Annotated in this window: 20 protein-coding genes; 10 read left to right on the top strand and 10 right to left on the bottom strand. The window is 70.2% G+C overall.

Features of this window, described 5'->3' with window-relative positions; translation table 11 throughout:
- The first annotated feature begins 95 nt into the window (after positions 1 to 95).
- Positions 96 to 3,710, top strand: a complete 3,615-nt coding sequence (locus ABT170_RS26115; RefSeq protein WP_351871244.1) for an nSTAND1 domain-containing NTPase — start codon at positions 96 to 98, stop codon at positions 3,708 to 3,710.
- Positions 3,703 to 4,128, top strand: a complete 426-nt coding sequence (locus ABT170_RS26110) for a CU044_2847 family protein (protein WP_351871241.1) — start codon at positions 3,703 to 3,705, stop codon at positions 4,126 to 4,128. Before ABT170_RS26115 ends, ABT170_RS26110 begins: the two co-directional genes overlap by 8 nt.
- Before the next feature lie 414 nt (positions 4,129 to 4,542).
- On the opposite strand, the gene ABT170_RS26105 is transcribed toward ABT170_RS26110, so the two are convergent.
- Entirely contained in the window at positions 4,543 to 5,214 is a 672-nt protein-coding gene (locus tag ABT170_RS26105) for a TetR/AcrR family transcriptional regulator (protein WP_329941780.1), read from the bottom strand.
- Between the two features lie 61 nt (positions 5,215 to 5,275).
- Between ABT170_RS26105 and ABT170_RS26100 the strand changes: the two genes are divergently transcribed.
- The 6 genes from ABT170_RS26100 to ABT170_RS26075 all read left to right on the top strand — a co-directional run bounded on the left by ABT170_RS26100 (position 5,276) and on the right by ABT170_RS26075 (position 10,774).
- Entirely contained in the window at positions 5,276 to 6,688 is a 1,413-nt protein-coding gene (locus ABT170_RS26100; protein WP_329941781.1) for an MFS transporter, read from the top strand.
- Between the two features lie 182 nt (positions 6,689 to 6,870).
- Positions 6,871 to 7,506 carry a TetR/AcrR family transcriptional regulator gene (locus ABT170_RS26095; protein WP_351871237.1) on the top strand — a complete coding sequence of 212 codons (636 nt, stop codon included), beginning with the start codon at positions 6,871 to 6,873 and terminating at the stop codon, positions 7,504 to 7,506.
- A 122-nt stretch (positions 7,507 to 7,628) separates the two neighbouring features.
- Positions 7,629 to 8,111, top strand: a complete 483-nt coding sequence (locus ABT170_RS26090; protein ID WP_329941783.1) for a nitroreductase family deazaflavin-dependent oxidoreductase — start codon at positions 7,629 to 7,631, stop codon at positions 8,109 to 8,111.
- Positions 8,112 to 8,459: 348 nt separating this feature from the next.
- Positions 8,460 to 9,083, top strand: a complete 624-nt coding sequence (locus ABT170_RS26085) for a hypothetical protein (protein WP_351871233.1) — start codon at positions 8,460 to 8,462, stop codon at positions 9,081 to 9,083.
- Between the two features lie 314 nt (positions 9,084 to 9,397).
- Complete coding sequence (locus ABT170_RS26080; protein WP_329941785.1) at positions 9,398 to 9,694, top strand: hypothetical protein; 297 nt, start codon at positions 9,398 to 9,400, stop codon at positions 9,692 to 9,694.
- Between the two features lie 177 nt (positions 9,695 to 9,871).
- Positions 9,872 to 10,774 (top strand): serine hydrolase domain-containing protein, encoded by a 903-nt coding sequence (locus tag ABT170_RS26075; protein ID WP_351871230.1) that lies wholly within the window; start codon positions 9,872 to 9,874, stop codon positions 10,772 to 10,774.
- A 20-nt stretch (positions 10,775 to 10,794) separates the two neighbouring features.
- On the opposite strand, the gene ABT170_RS26070 is transcribed toward ABT170_RS26075, so the two are convergent.
- The 6 genes from ABT170_RS26070 to ABT170_RS26045 form a co-directional block, all read right to left on the bottom strand.
- Positions 10,795 to 12,471: an ABC-F family ATP-binding cassette domain-containing protein gene (locus ABT170_RS26070; protein ID WP_351871227.1), complete on the bottom strand. Its 1,677-nt coding sequence runs from the start codon at positions 12,469 to 12,471 to the stop codon at positions 10,795 to 10,797.
- 79 nt (positions 12,472 to 12,550) lie between these two features.
- Entirely contained in the window at positions 12,551 to 14,185 is a 1,635-nt protein-coding gene (abc-f, locus tag ABT170_RS26065; RefSeq protein ID WP_329941788.1) for a ribosomal protection-like ABC-F family protein, read from the bottom strand.
- Positions 14,186 to 14,507: 322 nt separating this feature from the next.
- Positions 14,508 to 14,942 (bottom strand): spore-associated protein A, encoded by a 435-nt coding sequence (locus ABT170_RS26060; RefSeq protein ID WP_351871224.1) that lies wholly within the window; start codon positions 14,940 to 14,942, stop codon positions 14,508 to 14,510.
- 387 nt (positions 14,943 to 15,329) lie between these two features.
- A complete protein-coding gene (locus ABT170_RS26055; RefSeq protein ID WP_351871222.1) occupies positions 15,330 to 16,538 on the bottom strand; it encodes an NADH:flavin oxidoreductase in 1,209 nt (402 codons plus the stop codon).
- A gap of 428 nt (positions 16,539 to 16,966) precedes the next feature.
- Positions 16,967 to 17,548 carry a snapalysin family zinc-dependent metalloprotease gene (locus ABT170_RS26050; RefSeq protein ID WP_329941791.1) on the bottom strand — a complete coding sequence of 194 codons (582 nt, stop codon included), beginning with the start codon at positions 17,546 to 17,548 and terminating at the stop codon, positions 16,967 to 16,969.
- A gap of 994 nt (positions 17,549 to 18,542) precedes the next feature.
- The gene (locus tag ABT170_RS26045; RefSeq protein WP_351871218.1) at positions 18,543 to 19,502 is read right to left on the bottom strand and encodes an Lrp/AsnC family transcriptional regulator; all 960 of its coding nucleotides are present in this window, start codon (positions 19,500 to 19,502) and stop codon (positions 18,543 to 18,545) included.
- 119 nt (positions 19,503 to 19,621) lie between these two features.
- Between ABT170_RS26045 and ABT170_RS26040 the strand changes: the two genes are divergently transcribed.
- The gene (locus ABT170_RS26040; protein ID WP_351871215.1) at positions 19,622 to 21,166 is read left to right on the top strand and encodes an MFS transporter; all 1,545 of its coding nucleotides are present in this window, start codon (positions 19,622 to 19,624) and stop codon (positions 21,164 to 21,166) included.
- 151 nt (positions 21,167 to 21,317) lie between these two features.
- Positions 21,318 to 22,265, top strand: coding sequence for an isopenicillin N synthase family dioxygenase (locus tag ABT170_RS26035; RefSeq protein ID WP_329941794.1), 948 nt, complete (start codon positions 21,318 to 21,320; stop codon positions 22,263 to 22,265).
- Between the two features lie 207 nt (positions 22,266 to 22,472).
- On the opposite strand, the gene ABT170_RS26030 is transcribed toward ABT170_RS26035, so the two are convergent.
- From ABT170_RS26030 to ABT170_RS26020, 3 genes are all read right to left on the bottom strand, one after another.
- The gene (locus ABT170_RS26030; RefSeq protein ID WP_351871211.1) at positions 22,473 to 23,024 is read right to left on the bottom strand and encodes a hypothetical protein; all 552 of its coding nucleotides are present in this window, start codon (positions 23,022 to 23,024) and stop codon (positions 22,473 to 22,475) included.
- A 452-nt stretch (positions 23,025 to 23,476) separates the two neighbouring features.
- Complete coding sequence (locus tag ABT170_RS26025; protein WP_351871208.1) at positions 23,477 to 24,820, bottom strand: outer membrane protein assembly factor BamB family protein; 1,344 nt, start codon at positions 24,818 to 24,820, stop codon at positions 23,477 to 23,479.
- 316 nt (positions 24,821 to 25,136) lie between these two features.
- Positions 25,137 to 25,820, bottom strand: coding sequence for a hypothetical protein (locus tag ABT170_RS26020; protein WP_329941796.1), 684 nt, complete (start codon positions 25,818 to 25,820; stop codon positions 25,137 to 25,139).
- Between the last annotated feature and the right edge of the window lie 313 nt (positions 25,821 to 26,133).

The following is a 26,133-nucleotide window of genomic DNA, read 5'->3' as shown; positions in this document are numbered from 1 at the left end:
CCGAGGAAGGAGGACACGGTCGAGACGGAGTGCGGACGGGGCGGGGTCGGGGCCCGTGTCCGGAATCGCCCCTGGACATTGGTGGATACCTGGATATGCTCAGCGCCTTCACATGGATCTGGTGCACGGGGGTGGACACCATGGAACCGGGAAGCGCAGCGCTCAGTGATGCCTCGGTGGCACGGATCCTGGGGGCCGACGGGAGCCCAGAAGGGGCCGGGTTCCGCGCCGGGCAGCGCGAGGTCATCACCTGTGCGCACGTGGTCGCCACGGCGCTCGGTCTGCCGCCGGACACCCAGAAGTCACCCGGCGGCCGATTATGGGTCGACTTCCCACTCGCCGAGCGCGGCACCCGGGTGCCCGCGCGGGTCGGCTCCTGGACACCGGTCCGGCCCGACGGCTCCGGTGACATCGCCGTCTTGGAACTTCTCGTCGATCCACCCGTGAAGGCTCCCGTAGCCCGCCTCGTCGAGGACGCGGCCGGCCCCGACCGCAGGGTACGCGCCTTCGGCTTCCCCCACAGCTACGACGACGGCGCCTGGAGCGTGGGCTGGCTGCGCGGCGCGACCGGCGCCGGCTGGCTCCAGTACGACACCGATCCCGCCAGCGAGCACCGGGTCGAGCAGGGCTTTTCGGGGGCCCCGGTCTGGGATGTCGCCGAGGGCGGCGTCGTGGGCATGGTGGTCGCCGCCGATACGCGGACCGATGTACGTACCGCCTATCTGATTCCGGTCCGGACCCTGCGCGAGAGCTGGTCGGCACTGGCCTCCAGCACTCTGCCCGCCTGCCCCTTCCGGTCCCTGGAGCCCTTCGGGGAGCAGGACGCCGCCCTTTTCCACGGGCGCGCCGAACCCGCCGACCGGATCGCCGGCCTGCTCGCCCACGCCCCGGCGACCAGCCTCGTCGGACCGTCGGGCTGCGGCAAATCGTCCCTCCTGCACGCAGGCGTGCTGCCCCGGCTGCGCGAGCGGACCGAGCTGGAGATCGTCGACTTCCGCCCCGGGCAGCTCGGCCGCGCCCCGCTGGACGCCCTCGCCCTCGCCCTGCTGCCCCGGCTGGAGCCCGACCTGACGGAAACCGCCCGACTCGCCGAACTTCCGGCTCTGGCAGGGCTGTTACGGGAAGGGCAGCTCCCCGCGGTGGTGGAACGGCTGCTCGCCCGGCAGGGCAAGGAGCAACTGCTCGTCGTCGCCGACCAGTTCGAGGAAGCCCTCATCGGCACCGGCGCCGCCGCCCGCGACGAACTGGACGCCCTGGCCGCCGCGTTGGCGTACTGCCTGCAGCCCGGGTCCCGGATGCGGCTCGCCACCAGCCTGCGCGCCGACTTCCTCGCTCCCGCCCTCGCCCACCCGGGCCTCGCCCCCCTGCTCTCGGGCGAACGGCTCTTCACGGTGGGCGCGATGTCCGACGCCGAACTCCGGGCCGCGGTGGAGCTGCCGCTGACAGGCACGGGCGTCACCTACGAACCCGGACTCGTCGACCGTATCCTCAGCGATGTCGGCAGCGACCCCGGCCGGTTGCCGCTGCTTGAGTTCACCCTGACCAAACTGTGGGAGCGCCAGCGGCACGGACGCATCGGGCACACCGCGTACGAGTCCCTCGGGCGGGTCCATGACGCGCTGGTCACCCACGCCGAACAGGTCTGGACCGGCGCCCTCGCCGAGACCGAGCGGCAAGCGGCCCGCGCCCTCCTGGTCCAGCTCGTCCACCCCGGTGACGACGGTCTCGCACCCACCCGCCGCACACTGGCCCGCTCCGAACTGCGCCCCGAGCAATGGAGGCTGGCCCAGCGCCTGATGACCACCCGCCTGCTCGTCCCGGGAGAGGACTACCGGCCGGACTCCGGTCCGCCCCAGGAGACCGTCGAGCTGGCCCACGAGACGCTGCTGACCCATTGGAACCGGCTGCGCACGTACGTGGCGAGGGACCGCGACTTCCGCATGTGGCAGGAAGGGCTGCGCCGACGCATCGCCCTGTGGTCCGCCGACGACCGCCCCGCGCGGCGGCTGCTGCGCGGACAGGACCTCCGTGACGCGCGCCGCTGGCGCGCCGCCCGCACCGGCGAACTGCGCCCCGCCGAAGAGGCGTTCATCGACGCGAGCGGCAAGGGAGCCCGGCGGCGCCTGACCGGGCTCGCCGCCGTGGGTGTCGTCCTCGCCCTGCTCGCTGGGCTCGGCAGCTGGGCCTGGCGCGAGGACATCAGCCAGGACGCGGCCACCAAGGCATCGGATGTGCTGATCCAGCAGTCCCGCGACGCCGACGCGGGAGGGAACCCAGCGGACTTCGGCATGTCGTACACCGCGCTGCTGCTCGCCCTGCGCGCCTACCGCACCCAGGACACTCCGCGCACACGGGAGCGGCTCGGGGAGATGCACGCCCGGTTCGGATTCGCCGACCTGCTCGCACCCCGGTACAAGAGCCCCACCAACGCTGTCCTCGAACCGCTGAGCCTCCCCGTCGAGACCGTCGTCGACGGGGAGGGGAAGGTGGTCGCCGCGCGGACCGGTGACGGCGAACTCGTGGTCCTGCGTACGGACGCCTCGGGGATCCGACGCGTGGAGACGCGGCGCAAGGGGGACATCACGGCGGTCAGCCGCGACGGCACGATGGTGGCACTGGCGGATTCGACGGGCCTCTCCCCGGACTTCACGAAGCCGCCGGACCCGCGGCGGACGGCGGCCCGACTGCTCACCGTCGCGACAGGCCGGATCCTGGACCTCGAAGCCCCGCAGGGCGGAGATCCGTTCCCCAAGGACATTGACACGGGCCCGGAGATCCCCGGACTTGAGATGCCCACGCTTCCCGACATCCCCGGACTGCAACTGCCGACCCAGTACGCCCGTCTCGCCTTCGACCAGGGGTCCAAGGTGCTGCTCGGGCAGACCGGCCTGTTCGGGGAGGGCGGCAGGCTGGTGCTCTGGAACACGGCCGACGGGCGGATCAAGAAGGTCATGCCCGGCCTTCCGGACGCTGTCGAGCAGCTGTGGCCGACGGACGGGGGCGACCGGCTGTTCACCATGGCCAACGAGAGCGTGTCGCTGACGGAGACGGTCATGGTGGTGAAGTCCTGGGACCTGACCGGAGAGGCGCCCGTCGGCCGGGAGGTGCTGCGCTGGCGGAGCGGCACGGACAAGACGGTCTTCATGGATGTGAGCCCGGACCTCACCCGGTTGGGGCTCGTCGAGACGGACGTGGGCAGTGGGAAGGGGCTCTCGTCGCCGTCCCACCGCATCGCTGTCCACGACCTCGACGACGGCAGACTCCTGCACCAGGAACGCAGCGGACAGCTGATCGCGGTCAGCGGGATCGCGATGGGTTCCGCCGGGGCGAAGCCGCTGGTGTACTTCTTGGCGGGCGAAGGGCCGCCGGGTGCGTACTCAGCGGGCGACGGGCCTGTTCGCATGTTCGGCCAGGGGCAGACCTGGACGGGCCTGGACCTGATCGGTCCGGCCGACAGGCCTTCCGTGGTCCTGCACTCGATGGGCGTGGTCGCCGTGGTCGGGCCGGGCGACGGCGATCCGCTCGCCCGGCTCCCCGCCCCCGGGGAAAAACCCGTGAAGGCGCCGTCCGTCGACAAGGCGGGCGGGTGGATGACAAGGCTGTGCCGGATCCTCGGGGACGAGACGCTGCCACCCGCGGTGAACGAGAACGTGCCGCCCGGTGCCTACCGGGGGCCTCTGTGCGAGGGAAGGAACCGGACGCGTGGGTGACAACGCGCAACTCATCTGGGTGCCGCTGGACGGCGAGGGCCAGGGCGAGGGCGAGAGTGCGGGCGAACGAGTGGCGGTGGAGGTGTCGTCCGGCAGCTCCGGGATCGTACGCGCCGCCCGGCCCGGGGAGATCGCGGGTACGGCCGCGCGCTCGTTGGCCGAGAGTTTCGACCAGGTGCGGGCCGCCGCCGCCCTGCTGCTGGACCGGATGACCACCATGCCCAGCCCGCCGGACACGGTCGAGGTCGAGCTCGGAGTGAAGATCAACGCCGAGGCGGGCGCGATCATCGCCAAGACGGCGGCGGAGGGAAACTTCACCATCCGGCTGACCTGGGAACGGGGGGAAGGCGTAGCGGCGGGGGAGCAGGAGGGACCGGGCCGTCCGGCCGTACCGGCAGACTCCTCGGCCAACGGCTGAGCCCCGTCCCGCGTTCGACTCGGTCCACCACATCTGGACGCCTCCGCGCGTGACCAGGCCGACGCGGGGTGACGCCGGAGGTGTTCGTCACCCGCTCGTTCCCGTTCCGCGGCGAGGGCCACCAGCACACATGCCGCCGCACCTGCTGCTCAACCGGCTCGCCCTCGTGTCCGAGAACCGGAACATCATGGTCACCCGCGACAGCTGACCGGCCTCGCGCCCGAAGCCCGGCCTTCCGCGTCCACGGCCCCCGTGTGAGTAGTACGCCGCGGCCTTCCTGACCGTCCCGACTGCGGCGGCCGGCGCCCCCATTGTGGCGAGGGCACATGGGGGCAGAGGGCGGCGGCGTCATGATCATCGGCTGACGGCTGACGGCGGCCGACCGGGACGAGGCGGAGCTCGGGACGGCCCGCATCACCCCGTGTGGCGGTGGTGGATCTGCGGATCTCCATCCCTCTTGCGGCTGATCTCGACCAGCTTCGGATAGTCGACCGCGACTCCCCGCAGCAACGTGTGCACAGCCTGCTCCACTTCGTCGTCGCTGGTGACGGCGTGGCCGAACAGGGCGCGGTAGTGGACCAGCGAGGCGAGCAGGTCGAGCAGCAGGTCCCGGTCGACGTCGTCGCGCAGGTCGCCGCGCGCGATGGCGGCGTCGAGCGCCTGGCCGACGGCGGTCCGGGGCGGGTCGAAGAGGGCGGCCATGAACGTCTCGCGGCGTTGCGGATCGTCGCCGTAGTCGGCGAGCAGTGAGGCGAGTGCCTCCGGTGGCATGCGCTGGAATGCGGCGACGTACAGCTTGATCGCGTCGCTGAGGTCGCAGATCGTGCAGTCGGTCGCGGGGGGTTCGAGATGGCCCAGGCGAGCAGTCAGGGCATCGAGCACCAAGCCGGGCAGGGTCTTCCAGCGCCGGTAGACGGCAGGCTTCGTCGTGCCGGCGTGCCGTGCCACGGCCTCCACGGTGAGGCGGGCGTATCCGACCTCGTCGAGGAGGTCGAGCACCGCGTCGAGGATCGCCCGGTCGATGGACGTGTCGCGAGGACGGCCGCCCGGGGCCCGACCTCTGGGTGCATGTTTCGCTTCAGCCATTCCGCCAGTCTAGTGTTAGATTCCGTTCCGGTACGTAATGAATCTCTCGGAGGGGAATCGCGTGACGACCAGAAGCGAGGAGCCGGCTGCGGCACCGTCACCAGCCGGATGGGGAGCGTTGCTCGGCCGTGAACACGGAGAGGTCGCGGCGACGCTCGCGGCCGGAGTCGCGCTGCATGCCGTGAATGTCTACCTGGCGACCACCATTCTGCCGTCGGTCACCGCCGACATCGGCGGATCGCATCTGTACGCCTGGGCCACCACGATCTTCGTGTTCGCGTCCGTGCTCGGGTCGACGGCCGCGTCCGCCGTGCTCGGAGCCCGCGGCCCGCGCTCCAGCTACCGCTTCGCGGCACTGCTGCTCGCGGCCGGAACGGTGATCTGCGCACTCGCCCCGACGATGCCCGTCCTGCTGGCCGGGAGGCTCGTCCAGGGCATCGGAGGCGGACTGCTCTTCGCCCTCTCCTACGCCATGGTCCGCATCACGCTGAACGAGGCGCTGTGGCCGCGCGCCATGGCGCTCGTCTCCGCCATGTGGGGCGTCGCGACGCTCGTCGGCCCCGCCCTCGGCGGCTTGTTCGCCCAACTCGATGTCTGGCGCGGCGCGTTCTGGGGGATCCTGCCGTTCCTGCTCTTCTTCGCCTTCTGGGGCGCGGCGCGACTGCCCCGGGGGGCGGAGGGGGAGTCGGTCCCGCGCATTCCCTGGGCGAGCGTGAGCCTGCTCGGCCTGGCCGTGCTGCTCATCTCCGCGGCCAGTATCTCGTCCCGGCTCGCCATCAATGCCGCTGGTCTCCTGGCGGCCACGCTGCTCCTGGTTGTCTGGCTGCGACGTGAGCGGCGTACGGGGCTCCGGCTCATCCCGGCCACCGCGTTCGGCCCCGACGCGCGGCTGCGGCTCGTCTACGTCACCATGGCCCTGCTGGTGCTCTCCAGTACCGTCGAGGTGTACGTGCCGTACTTCGGGCAGCGGCTTCAAGGGCTCGGCCCTCTGGCGGCCGGGTACTTGGGCGCTGTCCTCGCGGCGGGCTGGACGCTCGGCTCGATCGCGTGCAGCGGCATGCAGCACCGCAGAGGGCTGATCATCGGCTCCGGTCCGGTCTTCTCCCTGATCGGGCTCGTCGTCCTCTTCTTCGCCGGCCCGGTGCACTCGGGCGCGGTCACGACCGTCGTGGCGGCGGGCGCCGGGCTGCTCCTGCTCGGCTGGGGCATCGGCATGGCATGGCCCCATCTGCTCACCAGGGCCCTGCAGTTGACGCCGAAGGAGGACCAGGACCTCGCCGGTTCATCGGTCACGACCATCCAGCTCACCGCGACCGCCTTCGGCTCGGCGCTGGCCGGGATGGTCGCCAACGTGATCGGGTTCTCCGACAGCGCGGATGTCACCGATCTGCAGAGCACGGCACGCTGGATGTTCGGCCTGTTCATGCTCGCACCGTTGGCGGCCGTGATGACGGCGTGGCGCGCCCGCCGTTGAGCCGTGACTGCGCGCCGTAGTGCCCATCCATGCGGTGCGCCGCGCGGGACCTGGCCGGTGGCGGGCCGGCACCCGCCACCTCATGGCCGACCCCCACTGCCGGCCGGCCGTCCGCCGATCACTGGCGGCCGGGCCGTCCGCCGATTTGCCGCCCCATTGAACGTGCGTTTAGCATGTTGAACATGCGTTCAGCCTCTGAGGACAGGACCACCCGCGCGGTCCTCCGCGATGAATCACTCCGTCTCTTCGCCGAGATGGGCCCGGACAACGTCTCCGTGCGCCGGATCGCCACCGCTGCCGGGGTCTCTCCCGGCCTGGTGCTGCACCACTTCGGCTCCAAGGACGGGCTGCGCGAAGAGGTGGACCAGTACGTACTCGACGCGTTCGACCAGATACTGGGATCAATCACCGCGGACGGCGCGCCCGGTTTCACCGATCCGGCGGCATACGGGTCGTTGACCGAAGCGATGCTCAAGCACCTGCCGGCCGATTCCCCGATCCCCTCCTACCTCTCACGGCTCCTGCTGTCCGGCAGCGACTCCGCGCGGCGGTTCTTCGCCCGGCTCTACGAATTGAGCCGGGCGACTCTCGACGCGATGGCCGGGGCCGGGCTCGCCGCGCTGGGCCCCGACCCGGCGGTGCGCGCGGCGATTCTGATAGCCAACGACCTGGCCGTGCTGCTGCTGCGCGACCACCTCACCGACGTCCTGGACACCGACCCGCTGTCGGCCGAGGGCATGGCCCGCTGGGGGCCCGAGGCGCTCGCGATCTATTCGGGCGGGCTCACCGCCACGCCCGAAGGGGATGTTGCTCCATGACCACCGCGGCGAACGCCGTACCGAGTGCCACGGCCGTGCTCGAAGCGTGACACGAGGCATACGGACCTCGCCCCGCTGCGGCGGCACCACCAGTAACCTCGCCCGCACCTGAAGGACCCTCCATGGAGATCACCGAGCGCCCCGCCCCGCCCACCGGCATCCGCCGCTTGCTGTTCCGCGCCCCCATCCGCCTCTACCGACTGCGCCTGGGCTGGCTCTTCGGCGGCCGGCTGCTCCTGCTCAACCACACCGGACGCGTATCGGGAAAGAACCGCCAAGTCGTCATCGAAGTCGTCGAACACGACCGGACCGACGGCAGCTATGTGGTCTGCTCCGGCTTCGGCCCCAAAGCCGCCTGGTACCAGAACCTCCTCGCCACGCCCCGGACCAGCATTCAGGTCGGCCTGCGCACCATCCCCGTCACCGCGTACCCACTCGACGCCGACGAAGGCGGCGACTTCATGGCCCGCTACGCACCCCGCCACCCCCGTGCCGCACGCAAACTCGTACGCTTCATGGGCTTCTCCGTGGACGGCACACCGGAGGACTACCGCGCGGCCGGATGCCAACTGCCCTTCGTACGCCTCAGCCCACGCCGGCCGTGAAGCAGCCACACGACCGCAGGTCTCGACGACGGCTCGGACAGAAACGGCCCCCGCGACCCGAACCATCCGCACCACGGCTCAAAGGGTCCTGGACCTGTACGCCCGCACCCTCGAAAGCGTCCCGCTCGGCACGGGCGAGTGCGTCGTCCTGACACTGTGCGCGCCCGGAACACAGATGCACGGCTCGGAGTCCCGGCCTTCGGCTTCACGCCGCAGGCGGCGGAGAAGCCCATGGAGTTGGCCGAGGACGCCGTCCATCTGTCAGGCCGCGACGTACCCGTACACAGAGTGGCGCCCCGTACCCATCCCGGATCGGACCAAGTCGGTGCCTGGTGACAGGATCCCAGGGTGCTGATCAAGGGATACGACGACGGGCCGCTGGTGGCGGGCGAGTCACTGCCGGCCCGACCGGGCTTCTGGTCGAACTACCTTTTGGCGATGTGCGGTGACGGGGCATGCGCCGAGCCGCCGGCCCCGGAGTGGTTCGGCGATGACGGGGCCGATGCCGATGCCATGTCCGAGGTCCTCTTCGATCCCGAACACTGGCCGGTGTTCCGGGTGTCGGCCGCGGAGGGTCCCGGAGCTGTGGTGATCTACCGCAACCTGGTCGGCGACTACGGCACCGACTACCTGCTCACCCATCCTGACAAGGGCGACGCCCAGCAGATCGCCAGCTGGGAAGGAGACTTCTCGGGGATGGGGCTGACATGGCGCGAACTGGTCCGCATGGCCGACAACCCTTCCGCCACGGCCGAAGGCGTCCAGGACACAGCCGCCCGCCTCCTGCTGGTCCTTCCCCTCCTTACCGACCTGGACCTGCCGGAGGCGGCCCCGGCAAGGCTCACCGCCGCCCTGACCGCGGCCGGCGCGCCGCAGGACACGGCCTCCACGGCGGCGGAACACCTGCTGGCCCACCTGGAGAGAAGGTCTCGACATGATCCCGCGTGGAAGTCTCCCCTGAGCGGCAGCTGAACAGAAGGCCAACTCTCCTGGACAGCCCGCGAGAGACCGGCCGGAGCACGGACCGCGGGGGTTCCCCCCGGTAGGGCTGAGGGCGGCGTCGGCGGGGCTGGGGGAGGGTGCTCCTGCTGCGGAAGCACCGCGTTGTCGGAGGTCAAGTGGCATGGGGAGGTGCGCGTGCAGCCAGGAGAGAGCCGGCTGCGGGCAGGTACGATATCGCCGTAACCAAGTGAATTTCGAACTCATGGCGGAGCTCGGCACCCTGGTTTGGGAGCCCTACGAGCCGCCCGCGCCGATGCCTCCGCGACCACCGTGTCGGGAGAGACATGCCGAGCCACGCTCAAGATGAACAGCTGCGGGAGCGGACGAAGAACACGGTCGTCTCCTCCACCAGGTCACTCCTGCTCATCGTGCCGGCGCTCCTGCTTCTGCGATTCCTCGGGCAGCACGCATGGGCCTACTGGAGCGCGGCGGCCATCGGAGGAATCGGAGCGGTTCTCGCGGTTTTCGACATCGTCAGCCAGGTCCGGCTGCTGCTACGCCGCCGAGGGGTGGCGGCCCCGGTCCGGGGGATCCTTGTGCTGATCGCGGGCGTCTTCGCGCTGGGCGCACGACTCATCTGACAGCGACGCGGTGGGGACGGGGCTCAGAGAACTGACACCGAGTGGCCTTACGTTCTCCGGTGCGGGACGTGCCGCGGATGCCGGGGCCCGGATGCTGTTGCCGCGGCTGCCCGGAGACCGGCGCCCACGCGGTGTGCTCTCTTCTGGGAACACTCCGCCGGTGGTTGACTGGCCTTCATGGAGTCGACCACAGAGGTGCTGGTGACCCGTGGCCCCGCGGTCGTGCACGAGAGGCGCACGGGTGCTGTCGGCGTGGGGAAGCACTTTCAGATTGCCTCCCTGAGCAAGCAGTTCGCCGCTGCCGCCGCGCTCCTTCTCGCCGAGGAAGGAACCCTGGCCCTGACGGACCAACTGGTCGACCGGGTTCCCGGCTGCCCGTCGTCGTGGGCCGGTATCACCCTGCACCACCTGCTCGCACACACCTCCGGTCTGCCCCACTGGGACCCCGGCCCCGGACCCAGCCCCCGCCCGCCACTGTCCCGCGCGGACACCGTCGCCCACGTCATGCGCCTGCTTCCATCGACCGCGCCTGGACAGCGGTGGCACTACAGCAGCCCCGGATACGTCCTTACGGCCCTGCTGGTCGAGCACACCACCGGGCGCCCCTACGCGGACATCCTGCGCGAGCGGGTCCTCGGCCCGCTCGGTCTGTCCCGCACCCGGACGGCTGCCCCGGGCCACCGGGACGGAACGGGTACGGAGGTGATGGACCCCTCCTGTCTCCCGGGCGCCGGCGACCTGTGGTCCACCGCCGGCGACCTCGCGCGCTGGGCCCGCGCGCTGGAGCGGGGCCACCTCCTCGGTCCCGACTCCCTCCGGGCGATGTTCACCTCCCACATCACTCCCCGCATCCAGCACCCGATGCCGCTCACCGTCACGGGATACGGCTACGGAGTATTCCTCGGCACCTTGGCCGGACACCCGGCACGCTTCCACCACGGAGACAACCCCGGTCACCGCTCACTCCTGGTCCGGCTTCCCGACCGGGACACCAGCATCATCGTCCTCACCCGGGGCAACCACACCGACCCGTACGCGGTCCTTTCCGCCCTCCTCACCACGCCGGCGCTCCGCCTCTGAACCCGTAACTCCGAAGGAGGTCAGCCGACAGGCGGCGCTCCTCCTGCCGCCGGCCGTGTTTCCGGCTCCAACCGGATCTCGCGCCCCTGCCACCTTCGGCGGAGCCAGCGGTCGTGGCTGGCCAGGACGATCGCTCCGGGGCCGGTGTGGAAGGCATCCTCCAGCTCGTCGCACAGACGCGGGGAGAGGTGGTTGGTGGGTTCGTCGAGCAGCAGCAACTGGGGCGGACGCGCCACCAGGAGGGCCAGTGCGAGCCGACGGCGCTGGCCGACTGACAGCTGCCCGACGGGTTTGTCCACATCGGCCGTGCGCATCAGACCGAGCGAGCTCAGCGGCACCTTCTCGGCCCGAGCCGTCCCCAGCGACATCTCATAGGTGTCGCGGACCGTGAGGTCGTCCCGGTCGAACACGGTGTCCTGGGTGAGCAGCCCCACCGTCAGCCGACTCCGCCTGCGTACCTCGCCCTCGGCGGCAAGCCGTCCGGCGAGCACGGCGAGCAGCGTCGACTTGCCCGCCCCGTTGCCGCCCGTGACCAACAGCCGGTCGGTCGCGGACACCTCCAGGGCGTCCAGAGTGAGCCGGCCGGAAACCCGTACGTCCCGCAGGGACACCAGGGGTACCAGGGGAACCAGGGACCGAGGATCTCCCTCCGCCGACGCGGCCGGTTCCCCGGCCGTGAACCGCAGAGGGTGCGGTGGTTCGGCGACCTGGGTGCGCTCCAGTTCCTCCAGCCGCCGGGTGGCATTGCGCACCCGGCGGGAAATCTGGTTCTGTACCCGTCCCGCCCGGTGGCCGTAGCCCATCTTCTCGTTGTCCTTCCGTTCCCGGCCCGGCGCGACCAGGCGCGCTGTCACGCCCGCCGTGTGACGTAGTCCCTCCAGTTCCTCCTGCTCCTCTGCGTACCGCCGCTCCCAGCGCTCCCGCTCGGCTCGCTTCTCACCCACGTAGGCGCTGTAGTTGCCGCCGTAGCGGACCGGGCCGTCCACCGCCGGGTCGAGGTCGACCAGGTGGGTGCAGACGGCGTCGAGGAACGCCCGGTCGTGACTGGCGACCACGACGGCTCCGGGCAGGCCCCGGATCTGTTCCTCCAGGAAGGTGGCGGCGCTGTCGTCGAGGTGGTTGGTCGGCTCGTCGAGCAGCAGCGCCGACGGCCGTCGGACCAGCAGCGCGGCCAGGGCGAGTCGGCTGCGCTGTCCGCCGGACAGGGAGCCGAGTGTCCGGTCGTGCCCGACCGCGCCGAGGCCCAGCCCGTCGAGCATCAGGGCCGCGCGGCGATCGGCGTCCCAGGACTCCCGGTCCTGTGCCTGTTCAAGCCGCCTGCTGTAGGCGTCGAGGAGTTCCTGATGGCCAGGGGCCTCCTCCGGGACCCGGGCGAGTTCCTCGCCGAGCCGTTCGAGCTCCGTGACGTCCTCGCGGGCCTCGAACAGCGCCTCGTCCATCACGGCCGTGAGCAACGAGGCGGCTTCGAAAGGCATTTCCTGGTGCAGGAAGCCGATGTCACCGGGGCGCGAGACGCTTCCAGTGTCAGGTTGGTCCACGCCGGCCAGAACACGCAGCAGGGTGGATTTGCCTACACCGTTCTCCCCGATCAGGCCGATGCGGTGGCCGGGGGAAGCGGTCAGGGAGACGCCGTCGAGGACACGTCGGCCCCCGAGGCTGCGGACGAGGTCGTGGGCGAGCAGAGCGGGCTGGGGCACAGGGAACCTCTGGACGTCATCGATGTTCGGCCCGCCGGGCACAGGGCCTCGGGCGCGGGCCACTCAGTACGCCGCCGGCTCACACCGCGGGGGCTCCGGTCTCCTTGAGGGTTCCGTCGGTGATGCGCAGCCAGCGGTTCACCCCGATCTCGGCGAGGAATCGCTCGTCGTGGCTGATCACCATGAAGGCGCCCCGGTAGGAGTCGAGCGCGCTTTCGAGCTGGCCCGCACTGACCAGGTCGAGGTTGTTGGTCGGCTCGTCGAGCAGGAGCAGATGGGGGGCCGGCTCGGCGCACAGGACGCACGCCAGGGTGGCGCGCAGCCGTTCACCGCCGGAGAGCATCCCCACCGGCAGATGCGCGCGGGTGCCCCGGAAGAGGAATCGGGCGAGCAGGTTCATCCGCTCGGCCTCGGGCCGATCGGGGGCGAAGGCGGCGAAATTCTCCGCCACGGTACGGCCCAGGTCCAGCAGGTCCAGGCGCTGCGAGAGATAGGCGATCCGTCCGTCGCCGCGCGTGATCTCTCCGCTGTCCGGCTCAAGATCGCCGGTGATCAGTCGCAGCAGGGTGGTCTTGCCGGCACCGTTGGCCCCGGTCAGCGCGATCCGCTCGGGGCCGCGGATGGTCAGGTCGACGCCGCCGTCGGCGAACACGGCCCGACCGGAGTGGTGCACCTGCATCCCCTCGCCGAGGAAGAGGTTGCGCCCCGCGGGCACCTGGGTGCCGGGCAGCTCAAGAGTGAGGCGCTGCTCCTCGCGCAGGGCGCGTCCGGCCTCGTCGAGCCGTGACTTGGCCTCGCTGACCCGGGAGGCGTGCATCTGGCCGGCCCGGCCCGCGGACTCCTGCGCGCCGCGCTTCATATTGCCGGCGAAGATACGGGGCAGGCCCGCGTTCTTGAGGTTGCGGGCGGCGTTGCTCTGGCGGCGCTCGGCCCGCTCGCGGGCCTGCTGCATCTCCCTCTTCTCACGCTTCAGTTCCTGCTCGGCGTTGCGGACGTTCTTCTCCGCGGCCTCCTGCTCGGCACGCACGGCCTCCTGATAATCGGTGAAGTTGCCTCCGTGGAAGCGCAGTTCGTCTCCGTTGAGTTCGGCGATACGTTCCATGCGGTCGAGCAGCGCGCGGTCGTGGCTGACCAGCAGCAGACAGCCGTTGAAGTCCGCCAGCACGTCGTAGAGCCTGTGCCGGGCCTCCAGGTCGAGGTTGTTGGTCGGCTCGTCGAGCAGCAGCACATCGGGGCGCCTGAGCAGCTGGGCGGCGAGGCCGAGGGAGACGACCTGGCCGCCACTGAGCGTGCTCAGGCTCCGGGTCAGCTCCAGGCCGACGAGTCCGAGACGGTCGAGCTGGGCGCGGGTTCGCTCCTCGATGTCCCAGTCGTCACCGATGGTGGTGAAGTGCTCCTCGCTCACGTCCCCGGATTCGACGGCGTCGAGGGCGCGGATCACGGGGGCGATGCCGAGCACCTCGGCGACCGTGAGGTTTCCGGTCAGGGGGAGGGTCTGTGGGAGGTAGCCCAGCGTTCCGTTGACGGACACCGAGCCGGTGGCGGGCCTGAGTTCGCCGGCGATCAGTTTGAGCAGTGTGCTCTTGCCGGAGCCGTTGGGAGCGACCAGACCCGTGCGGCCGGCAGCCACGGTGAAGGACAGGTCGGTGAAGACCGGGGTGTCGTCGGGCCAGGCGAAGGAGAGGTTCGAGCAGATGATGGCAGCGTCGGACATGGAGCGACCTCGAAGAACTAAGGGCAGACAGACCTCTGCCCTGGACAGTGTGGGAACAAGGGGAACGACGAATAAGCCACGCCGACAGCTTTACTGACCGCTGTCCGGTGGCCTGTCACATCCGGATCTCACCCGGAGATGTCGTCTTCACCCGCCACGTCTGCCACTCCTCGATTCCGACAATGCGCAACTCGCACCGTAGCACCCCCGGAGGGCGCCGTCACCCGTGGGGAACCACCCGGAAGCTCCTGCTTCCACAACCCGAACGGCCCGCCGAAAGGACGACGGGCCGTCGGGAATGATCGAGGTCAGGCGCGGTTGCTCATCCGCAGTTCGTGCCTTCTCCAGAGGCATACGTCGCGCCGATTTCGCCCCGCCAGTCGATGCACCTGCCCGAGGCACCCGGGAGATAGACGGGGCCCGCGTAGTACTGGTACATCCCGAAGTCGTGGTCGTACCAGGCTTGCCCCGAGTAGCCAACCCAGGCCCCCAGTTCATATATGGAGCCGTCCTGTGTCGCCCTGATGGCGACAACGCAGTTCTTCTGCGCGGCGGGACTCCACGTCACGTACACGGTTCCCCGGCCGAACTGCGTGTCCTTCCAGTTCACCACGTTGTAGCCCGAGCCGCATTTCCCGTTGTAGGCAACGTTGGGAGAAGCGGCGGCACTTGCGTTTGCCGTACCCGGGAGCCCTACGAGCATGGCGAGCGTCAGCAGAGGAGCGGACAGTCCAGCGAGCGTTCTTCGTGACAGCATTGACGAAACCCTCCTGATGAAAGCGGTTCACGGCAACGCGGATCCGTCCCCGTGGAGTACACCCCGGCGGAGCGGCTTCACTATGCGAGAACCAAGGGCCCGGTGACAAGAAGGCATCGCCCGCCCCGGCAGCTCCCGTGGGTCCGGGACTCTGCCCGCCCTGTCCCTCGCCCACGGAGAAACACGGCGCGTGCTGCGGGAACGGACGATCCGCTCCACCACCGGTGCCGACAGGCCTCGCTCCGTCATCGCGCACTCGTTCGGGGCGAACCACTCGGGCGGCCTGGCGAAGGCCGCGCCCGGCCGTCGCCGTTCGGGAGCCGGACGGCGGCTGCGGACTGCACGTACCGGTGGTCGGCACTGTTCACCACCCCTCGGCTGGGCGGTCTACGGCCGGGGCGTGGGCACACCGGGTTCGACCACGGGGCACCGCGTGCCCGAGTAGATGGTGGGCATGCAGCGGTTGCAGTGAATGCAGCGCGAGACGGCCGCGGAGTCCGCGGTGATACGCCTGACCAGATCGGGGTCGCTGAGCAGTGCCCGAGCCATCGCCACGAAGGCGAAGCCCTCGGCCATGGCGAGGTCCATGGTCTCCCGCCGGGTGATGCCGCCGAGCAGAACGAGCGGCAGGTCCAGTTCGGCGCGGAAGCGCCGGGCGTACGCCAGGAGGTAGGCATCCTCGTACGGGTAGTCACGCAGGAAGCGGTCGCCCGTCAGCCGGATGCCCCAGCGCAGCGGCGGAGGGAAGGCGCTGGCGAAGTCGCGGACCGGGGCGTCGCCGCGGAAGAGGTACATGGGATTGAGCAGCGAACTACCCGCGGTGAGTTGCAGGGCGTCGACCGAGCCGTCCTCCTGGAGCCAACGGGCGACCTGCAGACTGTCGTCCACGTCCAGGCCGCCGCGAACGCCGTCCTTCATGCCGAACTTCGCCGTGACCGCGATCTCGGTGCCCACCTCCTCCCGCACCGCGCGGGCGATATCGCGGGCCAGCCGGGCCCTGTTCTCCAGGCTGCCGCCGTAGGCATCGGTACGACGGTTGAGGCGGGGGCTCAGGAAGGAACTGGCCAGGTAGTTGTGACCGAGGTGGATCTCCACCGCGTCGAAGCCGGCATCCACGGCAAGGCGCGCGGACGTGGCGTGGGCCCGGGTGACGCGTTCCAGGTCGCCGGCGGTGGCCGCCCGGGTGCGCCGCATGCCGAGGGGGTTGAAGAAGCGGCCCGGCCCCAGGGCCGCAACGCCGTTGGAGGCGGCGTCGGCCACGGGGCCCGCATGCCCCAGCTGCGCACAGACGGCCGCCCCCGCGTCATGCACGGCGTCGGTCAGTCTGCGCAGCCCAGGCAGCGCCTCCGGCCGCAGGTGCAGCTGACGGCGTTCGGTACGGCCTTCACGGGACACGGCGCAGTAGGCCACGGTGGTCATGCCGACGCCACCAGCAGCCACCTGCCGGTGGAACTCGATCAGTTCGTCGGTCACCAGACCGTGCGGGGTGCGCCCCTCGAACGTCGCGGCCTTGATGATCCGGTTGCGTAGACGCAGCGGGCCCAGTCGGGCCGGGGCGAGAAGATCCGGCCCCGGTGTTGCTCCTTGGTCCGACATCACGCTCTCCTTTCGCCCACGTACCACCGATCAGACACCGACGGCCGCCTTGCGACGGCCATGGGTACCACGCGCCCGGTCAACTTGGAAGCGACGGCGGGCTGGGCGGGGCCTCGGGGAGGACGATCTTCGGTAGCGCCCCGGACAGGGCTCGACCGAACGGGCGCCATCGATCGCCCTCCACCGAGCCCTCACGCGCTGCTGTTCCACCACCCGCCACCGCGCTCGCGCGAGTCCTCTGCCGGGCGAAAGCGATCCCGCTGCTTCCCGGATGCCTTCTATGAGAGTGCGGCGTTCGAGGTGGGGGCCGGTACTCCATGACTGTGCCATGGCTGAGGAGGCTGGACACCGGTGTTCGGACGGGACGGAGGCCCGGGTGAGGTGCCCCGCGGTCCGGCGGTCGGGAGGCGGTGTCCAGCCCCGGGCGGTCAGGGAGCGTCGACCAGCAGGCGGCCTTCGGACGGGGTGCGCGTGGTGGCGCGGCCGGCGTAGGCGGACTCGACGCGGGACCGTTCGGCCGCGTTGGGGACGGGGTTCTTGCAGCTGATACCGGCGCTGGAGCCTGACATCAGCTGGGAGCACGGTCCGGGCTTGGTGTCCGGCAGACCGAGGTTGTGCCCGATCTCGTGCGCGGCGATGCGGGTCTTGTCGTGTCCCTCGGTGACCGCCAGGCTGCCGAGTTCAACCCGGCCGAGGCCGCCCGGTCGGACCGGGCCCAGCGTGGCCTGCGGCCAACCGCTGGTGGCGACTATCTGTATCTCGGCGCGGGTGCCCGGCTGGGCCTTTGCCAGCTTGACGTTGCTGACGTTCGCGTTCCAGGTGGCGACTCCGGCCGTGATGGCGGCTTCCCAGCCAGGGGCCCGGGTGTCGTCGTAGTAGAGGGTCGTGGCTGCGGAAACGCTGATCGGTGCAGCCGTCGCGGGCGCGGGAGCGGCGTGCGCCGCGGGCATCACGATCATTGTGAGGGCCGCGGCGGTGCCGGCTACGGCGAACCACTTCGAGTGGGGCATGGCTGTCCTTTCGCTGGGCGGGTCTCCGTGAGAGGGCGGCGGGGCCGGTGGCGCGGGCAGTGGGCACCGCCCCCTCGGGGGAACGGAACGAGCAATCCATCTTGTCGATGCACTGTCAAAGTGTCGTGATGGGGAGTATGCGGGCGCAACGCCGACTTCCGCCAATGTCGGTCGGCCATAACATTCGTGGATGCGCGCGTCGCGGTCGGCCGTCCGGCCTGGACCGCTTCAAGGGCCGCACTCGGGGCCGGGGCATCGCCTCGTCGCCCTCGTCACCGCTGCCCCGGCATTGCTCACCCCTCTGGAGGCTCGACCCGGAACCACGCGCACGGTGAGACGGTCGTGGTCGGCAATGACACAGTCAGCCGCCGTGCAGGCGTGGTGCGAAGGGCCGGGACGAACAGTGCCGACGCATAGCCGCAACGGGTGACCTGGCCGGGAGCCGGAACAAGGTTGGCCGGCCCGTGGGGTCGGCGCCTTCCGGACGACGGGTGTCGGGAGCGTCGGTGATTGACCGGTATGGATCTGGGCGGTCATGCCTGTCTGCCGGAGGATTCGTGAGTGCAACACGTGTGCCCGAAACGTCCTCGAATCGAAGGGGCTTGACGTGACAGCAGTACGTTTTCTCGCGGTGGCGGCCCCGCTGCGTCCGGGGCGAGTCAGGGCATGAAAAAAGCCTCCCTGGCGGAGTCGGGGCCCGGCCGGGAAGGCTTGAGTGCTGACGGACAACGTATCACCGGCATGGTACGGGCCCCGGCGCCGGGGGGACGTACTTCTTCTGCGGTGAAGGAGGCGAGGAACGTCCCATTCTCCACGCTGACTCCGAAGGAGGCTCTGTTCTGGTCGCGATCGGCTTGCCCGTACCGGGCCGGGAGGCGTCGGCCGTTGCCGGGGGAGTGATGCGTGGGCGCGCGTATCTGGTGTGGTGGGGCCGGCTGCCGGTCGGCTGGGGAGGCCGCCAAGGCGGGCGCGACCGGCGAGGAGGAACCCGCGCTCATGTCACGCCGGGAACGAGCCGTTTGACTTCCCGCAGAGTGGGAGCGGTTTCGATGTTCTGGATGCCAGGGAGCGGGCCGATGCGCTGGTCGATGTAGTCGTACAGGTCGGACGGATCGCGGAAGATGCCGCTGGCGACCAGGTTGGAAGTGCCGGTGACGGCCGCGGCGAAAGCGATCTGCGAGTGGGTGGCGAGGGCTTCCCCCACGACGCGGAGGTGCGCGGGGGTGACGTTCAGCCAGATCCGGGTGGCCATGTGGTAGCCGAGGAGCTGCGGATCGAAGTCGACGGAGAGGTTCAGGGCACCCTCGCCGCGGAGGCGGTCGAGGTGGCGCTGGACGCTGGAGGGGGAGCGGCCGGAGGCCGCGGCGAGTTCGGGCAGCGTCGCACGGCCGTCTCGGGCCAGCTCGGTGAACAGAACCCGGTCGGTCGCGTCCAGGCTGAGCGGGTCGGCGGTGGATGAGCCGGAATCCACCGTGGCCGCGGTGGCCTGCGGCTCGAACCGGGTGGCGTGCCAGGTGCTGGTCGCACCGACGAAGATGCGCATCATGCAGTGAGCGCTGACGGAGAGCACCTGAGGGGTGCGGGGGAGCTTCTCCAGCAGCAGTACGTTGCGTTCCTCGACCGTACGGGCGCTGAGCGCGCAGTAGAGCTCGGTTCCGCCGGAGGCGAGGGTGACCCAGGTGGTGTCCGGGCGGCGGGCGAGCGCGTCGGCGATGGTTCCGGCGGCGTCCGGAGTGCAGTGCAGCCGCAGCAGCCACCGGGTCAGGCCCAGACGGGAGGAGACGGGCAGCCCGATGATGCGCAGGCCGAGGGTGCGCAGCCGTTGGTAGCGGCGGGCAAGGGTGCGTTCGGAGACACCGAGGTCCCGTGCGATGCGGCTGAAAGGAGTGCGGCCGTCGAACTGAAGGGCCCGGAGCAGGTGCTGGTCGAGGTCGTCCATGGTGTCGTGATCCACCGGTAAACCTCATTCCTCCGCCGGATGATCCCGCTTTCCAGCGTACGGCTTGGGCCGGAGCGGGAGGGGCCTGGATGGTGACCGGGTCGTTCTGCATCCGGTGTGGGGAGAGGGAACCTATGCGTATCTGGGGACCGTTGGCCGCCGTCTGTCTGGGCACGTTCATGTTGCTCGTCGACGTCACGATCGTTCTGGTGGCGTTGCCCGCCATGTCGGATTCGCTGGGCTCGTCACTGTCGCAACTGCAATGGGTCGCCGACGGCTACGCGCTCGCGGTGGCGGCCGCCCTGCTGGGCGCCGGGATGCTGGCAGACCTTCACGGCCGGCGCCGCATGTACGTGGGCGGACTGGTCGTCTTCGCCCTGGCCTCGGTCGCCTGTGCGCTGTCGCCGAACATGGCCGTACTGATCGCCGCCCGCATCGTGCAGGGACTGGGCGCTGCCGCGATGTTCACGACCACGCTGTCTTTGATCAGCACCCTGTACTCGGGGCGCCGCCTGGCCCTGGCCTTCGGCACCTGGGCGGCCGTTGCCGCCTCCGCCTCCGCCCTGGGGCCGGTCCTGGGAGGCCTGCTCACCCAGGCCTTGGACTGGCGATGGATCTTCTACGTGAACGTCCCCGTCACCGTGACCGCCCTGGCCATGACCTTCCGATGTATCCCCCGCACCCCACCACCGGTAGGGGACACCTCACGGCGTCTCGACGTTCCCGGCGTCGTGCTGTTCGCGATCGGTGCAGGGGGGTCCGTCCACGCGCTGACCGAGGCGCACGCCCAGGGGTGGGTGTCGGCAGGGACGCTGGTGCCACTGGGAGCGGCACTGGGCGCGTTCGTCGCCTTCCTGCGAGTGCAACAGCGCCGCCGGCACCCGTTGCTGGATCTGTCGCTGTTCCGCCGGCCCGCGTTCACCGCTGCGATGCTCACGATCGCGATCGGCGAGGGCACCGTCTACGGGATCATGCCCTACACCTCGCTGTGGCTGCAGTCCGTGCAGCATCTCTCCCCTCTCGCCGCCGGTCTGGTCGTGCTGCCGCACGCGCTGGCTGCCGCATCGGTGGCGGTGCTGGGCGGACGCAGAAGACGCAAGCCCTCCCCCCGTACGGGCGCTGCCCTCGGGCTCGCTCTCGCCGGTCTGGGGGTCGGGTCCCAGGGGTTCCTGGCGCCCGGGTCGGGCTGGCCCGTCCTGGTGGGGGGCCTGGCCCTCAGCGGGGTCGGCATGGGCCTGATCTTCCAGGTCGCGGCGACTCTCGCGCTGAGCTCCGCTCCGGCCGAGCACGCGGGTACCGCCAGCGGCACCTACAGCACCTTCGAACAGCTCGGTTACGCCTTCGGAGTGGCTGTCTTCGGCGCCCTGGCCGTCTCCACCATGACCACGTCCCTCCAAGGCAAGGTCACCGATCCCGCCGCCACCGCGCAGACCCTGTCCGGTGGCGGTGCCGACAGTCTCCTGGCCCGCACCCCGGCTACGCAGCGCGCCTCTTTGGAACACACACTCCATGCCGTGTTCGCCACCGGGCACAACACCCTCGCGCTCACGGCCGGTGCCGTCGCCCTGGCCGGAGCCGTTCTCGTGCTGTGGCTGTCCCGCCAGCCCCGGGAGAAGCGTCCAACCGCCCCGGACGACACCATTCCTGACGCCCGCCCGGCCACAGCCGCCATCGAATGAGCACGGCGGCAATCCTGCCGCGCCAGGCGACCCGAGTCAGGACATACCCAGTGAGCACGTCCTGACCCACGCCGTGCTCCCGCACCTCACCGGCCGTCTTCAGCCTCACTCGTATCCCGGCCCGACCACCGACCTCAATGAAGGACTCAGCATGGCCACCACTCCGATTCCCGTCATCGACCTCAGCCGCTGGACATCGAATCGCGGCACGGACCGGGAGCGGCTCGCTGCCCAGGTCGACCTCTCCCTGCAGTCCACCGGCTTCCTCCTGGTGACCGGACACGGCGTCGAACCGGATCTGCCCGACCGAGTACGCGCCGCGGCAGGCGACTTCTTTCATATGCCCCAGGCGGCCAAGCGGCACTACGACCAGGACCGACGTGGCTGGATCGGCCGGGAACGGGTGACCACCGCCCGGTCCGAGGGCGCCCACACCCCGCCGGATCTGCTGGAGGTCTGGTCATGCGCCGTCGACTCCTCCGTACGGCCCGGCAACGCACACCGGACGCCTTGTGACTGGCCCGTCGAAGTCCCCACCCTGCGCCCGCTCGTCACCGCGTACACCGACCGGATGCGCACCCTCGCCGACACGCTCCTCGAAGTCATGGCGACCGCCCTGCGTCAGCCGGCCGACTTCTTCACCCGCCACACCACCCGCCCGCACTGGGACTTCACCATCAACTGGTATCCGGCGGCCCACGAGACCGGTGCCGCCGCACCGGGCCAGTTCCGCGTCGGACCGCACACCGACTTCGGCCTCATCACTCTCCTGAACCGGCAGCCCGGCAAGGGCGGCCTTCAGATCTACGACGATGCGTCCGGCTGGCAGGACGCCCCCTACGAGCCCAGCGCCTACACGCTCAACATCGGTGACCTCATGGCCCGTTGGAGCGGAGACCGCTGGCGCTCCGGCCGACACCGCGTTCTGCCGCCGCCCCCCGAGGCCCCGCAGGAGGAGCTCACCTCACTCGTGTACTTTCACGCCTGCGCACCTCACACCCGCATCACTTCGCTGCCGGCACCCCTCGGCCTCAGGTCCTACAGCCCTGTACGTGCCGGGGAGTACCTCCACGACAAGATGCAGGCCATCCTCGGTTGACGTTCGACCGCTCCTCGGCCGGCGGTCCCGGCGCGGAAGCCGGCGGATGGCCAGTGCTTCCGTTCGCCGGGACCGTGGGCACCTCACCGGGCGATACCCAGGTGATGCCCCGCACCGGCGAAGCTGTCGGAGCCGCGCCGAGCCGCTGCTCCCACTTGTCCCGCGCCTGCCTCGCGGGCGGCGCCGAGACCGTCGGCACGGTCACCTTCAAGACCGTCCTCGCGTGCGGGCCACGGGAGTCAGCCCGGCCATGAGGAGCAATGCGCCGATCGGCAGCAGATCCAGGTCGGCGGCGAACAGAAGGAAACCCGCGAGTACCAGCAGGGGACTCCAGGCGGGCAGCAGACGCGGTTCGGTGTACGCCAGCATGACCAGCAGGGTGAGCCAGCCCAGCTGGAACGCAAGTGGGCCGATCATCTTCAGGGGTTCGGGCAAGGGCGCCGCGGCGTCCAGGTCTGCGAACAGATCACCGAGAATCACCCAGAGGAAACAGGCGACGCCGAACAGGCCGACCGCCGCCGCCATGTTCGCGAGGAAACGCCTGCGTACGGCGGTGGCGGGTACGAGCTGCCGCAGCCTGACCGTTACCGCGCCGAACAGCGCGAAGCCGATGAGGAACAGTGTGTGTCCGAGGTTCCAGGCGAGCCCGGGTCCGTGCTCCCCGTCCAACCCGTCGATGAGTCGCAGCAGGCCGTACAACAACAGCATGAGCGGAGCGATGAGCGCGGGGCTCTTCACGCCCACGAGTCTGGAGGTCATACCGGCAGACTCACAGTCCGCCTGCCTCCGGCCCATCGGGGGCGGCCCCCAGCGAACCCTGGAATGTGCCCCGTAGGGGCCGCGTGCACCCAGGAGACACGGTGGTCTGCCACCGCGTCCCCCACCACAATCGCCGTCCACCGGAACCCGGCCCACATGCCCCGAACAGGCATCACCGGTCGACCAGAAGCATCACCGTTCACGACGGCCGGGCGGGGACAAGCACCCGGTGCGGTCCCGTTCGGGACGCCGACGTCGTCGAGAGGGCTGCACCACCCACCGCGACTCACCCGCGGACGCCATCGCCGAAAGGACCCATCAGCGGATACGCCGGCGCCGAAGGCCGGGATCGGAGCGCCGGGCCGGTGAGCCGGCGTTGGGGAGGTGAGTCACCGACACCACCACCGACAACGGCGGCCGGCGAAAGCGATCCGACCGGACCGACCAGCCGCTCACCACCGCTCGAAGGCGGTGAAGGTGGGGCCGCCGCCCCACCCGGCGACGATGATCCGTCTGTCGTGTTCGTAGATGGCGGACATGGAGCCGGGCACGTCGTCGCGGAAGTGACGTTCGTCGAGTTCCTCGCCGGTGACGGCGTCGTACTCGAACAGGTCGCTGATGCGGGAGCTCTGGGTGGACCACTCGCCCAGGACGGTGATCCGGTCACCTCGCGCGGACAGTGCGGCGGCAGGGTCGTCCAGGGTCACCTTCCACGCTTCCTCGCCGGTCGTCAGATCGAAGGCGACCAGCCGGTGCCGCTGTCCCTTCTGCCGGAATCCCGCCAGTGCGTACATCCGCTCACCGACGATCGCCGTCTGTGAGGCCTCGGCCGCGGCGATCTCGCCGTGGTCGCCGTTGAACTCGATGCCGGGGCGTGGCCGTCCGTCCTTGTCGAAGGAGAAGTACGTGCCCGTGTCGAGGCTCATGGACCGTCCGACCGTGAGCACCAGCGGGTCGGTCGATTCGATGGCCACCGTGGCGGAGCCCAGGTTCAGAGGGCGGCGGGCGTCCATGGGGACATGCCAGTTCAGCGCGCCGGTTTCGCGGTCGAAGGCGGCCATCATCAGCTCGGCGCCGTCGATGCTGCCACTCGTGTCCTCGCCGCCGCACTCCAGGACGGCGAAGACCTGGTCCTTGCCGACGGAGACCTCGTGCGTGCCGCATGCGCCGGGCATGCCCGCCGTCCACCGGGACTTGCCGGTGCGCAGGTCGAGGGCGCGCAGAGAGGTCCGGCCGTCCTCGGCCCGCGCCCGCAGGGCGTCACGGTGGTCATGGGCGACCATGGCGATGTCGCCGCCCGCGTCCAGGAACTGGGAGCCCCGCTCGAACCGGCCGGTCGCGACCTTCCGCTGGACGGTCCACAGCTCCCGCCCGTCCTTCACGTCGAGCGCGAGAACGGTCGCACAGCCCTTTCCCGGAGGGGCGGGTTCGCTCGTACCGCCGTCTTCCTCCCCGTACGCGACGAGCAGGACCGACGCGTCCGCGTGCCGCGCGCTCCCGCAGATCTGTGAGCGGCCGGGAGGCACGTACTCCCAGATCTTCGTGCCGTTCTTCCCGTTCGCGAGACCGAACCCGGTCACCGCGTCGAACCGGCTGCGGACCGCGACGTCACCGACGACCCACGTACCGTCGGCGCGGCCGTCGGTGGCCCGGTCCTTCGTGGCCGACCAGGCCCGCACCATGGCGTCGCCCGGCAGATAGCCGTTGTACGACAGGACCCAGGCCGTGATGGACCCGATCACCGCCAGAACGACGACGGTCGTCGTCATCGCCCTCGCGAGCGTTCTTCCCGACATCACGCGGCCCCCCTCGTGCTGTGCATGTCCCCAACCCCCAGGCCGGCGGCGCCGCTTGGCGCGCGTCCGCCACTATCCTGATCGCCGATCTGCGAACGATGATCAGGATAGAGGTAATTGTCCTACTGCGGCGTCGGGCGGCGGCCCTCCTGATCTTGCGCGGAGGACACCCCTGATGACCTGATGAGTCGTCGAACGCGGGCGGTCGCTTCCCGGTGGGGGAAGAGCCCGCCGTTCATGGTCCGGGGCGGGAAGCCGGGGGAGGGGCCGGTTTGCCGGCTCACGGGGTCGGGCCCGGGGGAACGGTTTCCCCGGGTCACTCGACGGGCTGGAAACCCAGCCCGTATCCCTGCGCGCCCATCGTGAGTCTCAGGGTCGCGTAACCGGGTTCGCCCTTGTCGGCGAACTTGCTCCAGTACTGGCAGGTGTAGCCCGTGTCCTTGCCCAGGGGGACCGCCTTCGCGGCGGGCATCTCCTCGCACGCGAGCTTGCCGGCATCGGTGCGACCGGACTCGGAACCGTAGCTCTCGTTGAACGAGTCGTAGACCGCCTTCGCCACCAGCAGACCCTTCTTGGGCGTGGTGTCGAAGAAGATGAGGGAGCTGCCTTCCTTGGCCGATTCGCTGATCTTCACCTCGTAGGGAACATCGACCCCTTCGTACGTGGCGATGCACTGGCTGACCGCGCCGGCCTTCTCGTCCACGCCGTCGGGGCATTCGGCGCTGGTCTCGCCGGATACCCGGGCGGAGCGGAGAACAGCCTCGCGCAGGTTGTGTTCCACCTTCTCGACGAAGGGCGCGTCCATCGCGGGGAGCGGGGTGATCTTGAGCTTTTCGCCCGCTTCGCGCTGCGGGACGACGTCCTTCTGCGGTCCGTCGACGGCGACCGGCAATGCCTTCTGCGTGGCTCCACCGGCGCTGTCCCCGGCGTCGCTGGAACCGCAACCGGCGGTGATCAGAACGGCCGTGACCAGGCCGACAACAATCTTGGCGTTTTTCATGGGGTGAGAGTAGAGGCCGGCACTGACAGCGCGTGTGTGAGCGCGCGCTGTTGGCTGACTGTGCCACCGGGCACTGCGTCGTTCACGGGTGGCCGAGGGCACGGGCTCACCGCGCCGCGGTCGGTGCCGGACGGGTGTGCCCCGGTGGACGCCAGGTGTCTTTCTTGGACACGCGTGTGGCGTAATCCGTCATGTTCCGGCCATCCGTGTGCACGGGCCCAGCTGCGTTCTTTCCCCCTCCGCAGCGCCGCGGCTGCGGTATGAAAAGGCTTTGACCAGCGATGATGCAGGATTCCTTCATTGAAGGTAGTGA

Origin of the sequence: Streptomyces sp. NPDC001787, from assembly GCF_040297465.1 — a bacterium.
Taxonomy (GTDB): domain Bacteria; phylum Actinomycetota; class Actinomycetes; order Streptomycetales; family Streptomycetaceae; genus Streptomyces.
This window is presented reverse-complemented; position numbering and strand designations above follow the sequence as displayed.

What these genes read in the sequence shown, in the direction of transcription:
- ABT170_RS26075 (WP_351871230.1), top strand. Translation starts at nt 9,872, where the DNA reads ATGGAGTCGACCACAGAGGTGCTGGTGACCCGTGGCCCCGCGGTCGTG.
- ABT170_RS26040 (WP_351871215.1), top strand. Translation starts at nt 19,622, where the DNA reads ATGCGTATCTGGGGACCGTTGGCCGCCGTCTGTCTGGGCACGTTCATG.
- ABT170_RS26035 (WP_329941794.1), top strand. Translation starts at nt 21,318, where the DNA reads ATGGCCACCACTCCGATTCCCGTCATCGACCTCAGCCGCTGGACATCG.
- ABT170_RS26055 (WP_351871222.1), bottom strand. Translation starts at nt 16,538, where the DNA reads ATGTCGGACCAAGGAGCAACACCGGGGCCGGATCTTCTCGCCCCGGCC.
- ABT170_RS26115 (WP_351871244.1), top strand. Translation starts at nt 96, where the DNA reads ATGCTCAGCGCCTTCACATGGATCTGGTGCACGGGGGTGGACACCATG.
- ABT170_RS26060 (WP_351871224.1), bottom strand. Translation starts at nt 14,942, where the DNA reads ATGCTGTCACGAAGAACGCTCGCTGGACTGTCCGCTCCTCTGCTGACG.
- ABT170_RS26090 (WP_329941783.1), top strand. Translation starts at nt 7,629, where the DNA reads ATGGAGATCACCGAGCGCCCCGCCCCGCCCACCGGCATCCGCCGCTTG.
- ABT170_RS26095 (WP_351871237.1), top strand. Translation starts at nt 6,871, where the DNA reads ATGCGTTCAGCCTCTGAGGACAGGACCACCCGCGCGGTCCTCCGCGAT.
- ABT170_RS26105 (WP_329941780.1), bottom strand. Translation starts at nt 5,214, where the DNA reads ATGGCTGAAGCGAAACATGCACCCAGAGGTCGGGCCCCGGGCGGCCGT.
- ABT170_RS26025 (WP_351871208.1), bottom strand. Translation starts at nt 24,820, where the DNA reads ATGTCGGGAAGAACGCTCGCGAGGGCGATGACGACGACCGTCGTCGTT.
- abc-f (WP_329941788.1), bottom strand. Translation starts at nt 14,185, where the DNA reads ATGTCCGACGCTGCCATCATCTGCTCGAACCTCTCCTTCGCCTGGCCC.
- ABT170_RS26030 (WP_351871211.1), bottom strand. Translation starts at nt 23,024, where the DNA reads ATGACCTCCAGACTCGTGGGCGTGAAGAGCCCCGCGCTCATCGCTCCG.
- ABT170_RS26020 (WP_329941796.1), bottom strand. Translation starts at nt 25,820, where the DNA reads ATGAAAAACGCCAAGATTGTTGTCGGCCTGGTCACGGCCGTTCTGATC.
- ABT170_RS26050 (WP_329941791.1), bottom strand. Translation starts at nt 17,548, where the DNA reads ATGCCCCACTCGAAGTGGTTCGCCGTAGCCGGCACCGCCGCGGCCCTC.
- ABT170_RS26080 (WP_329941785.1), top strand. Translation starts at nt 9,398, where the DNA reads ATGCCGAGCCACGCTCAAGATGAACAGCTGCGGGAGCGGACGAAGAAC.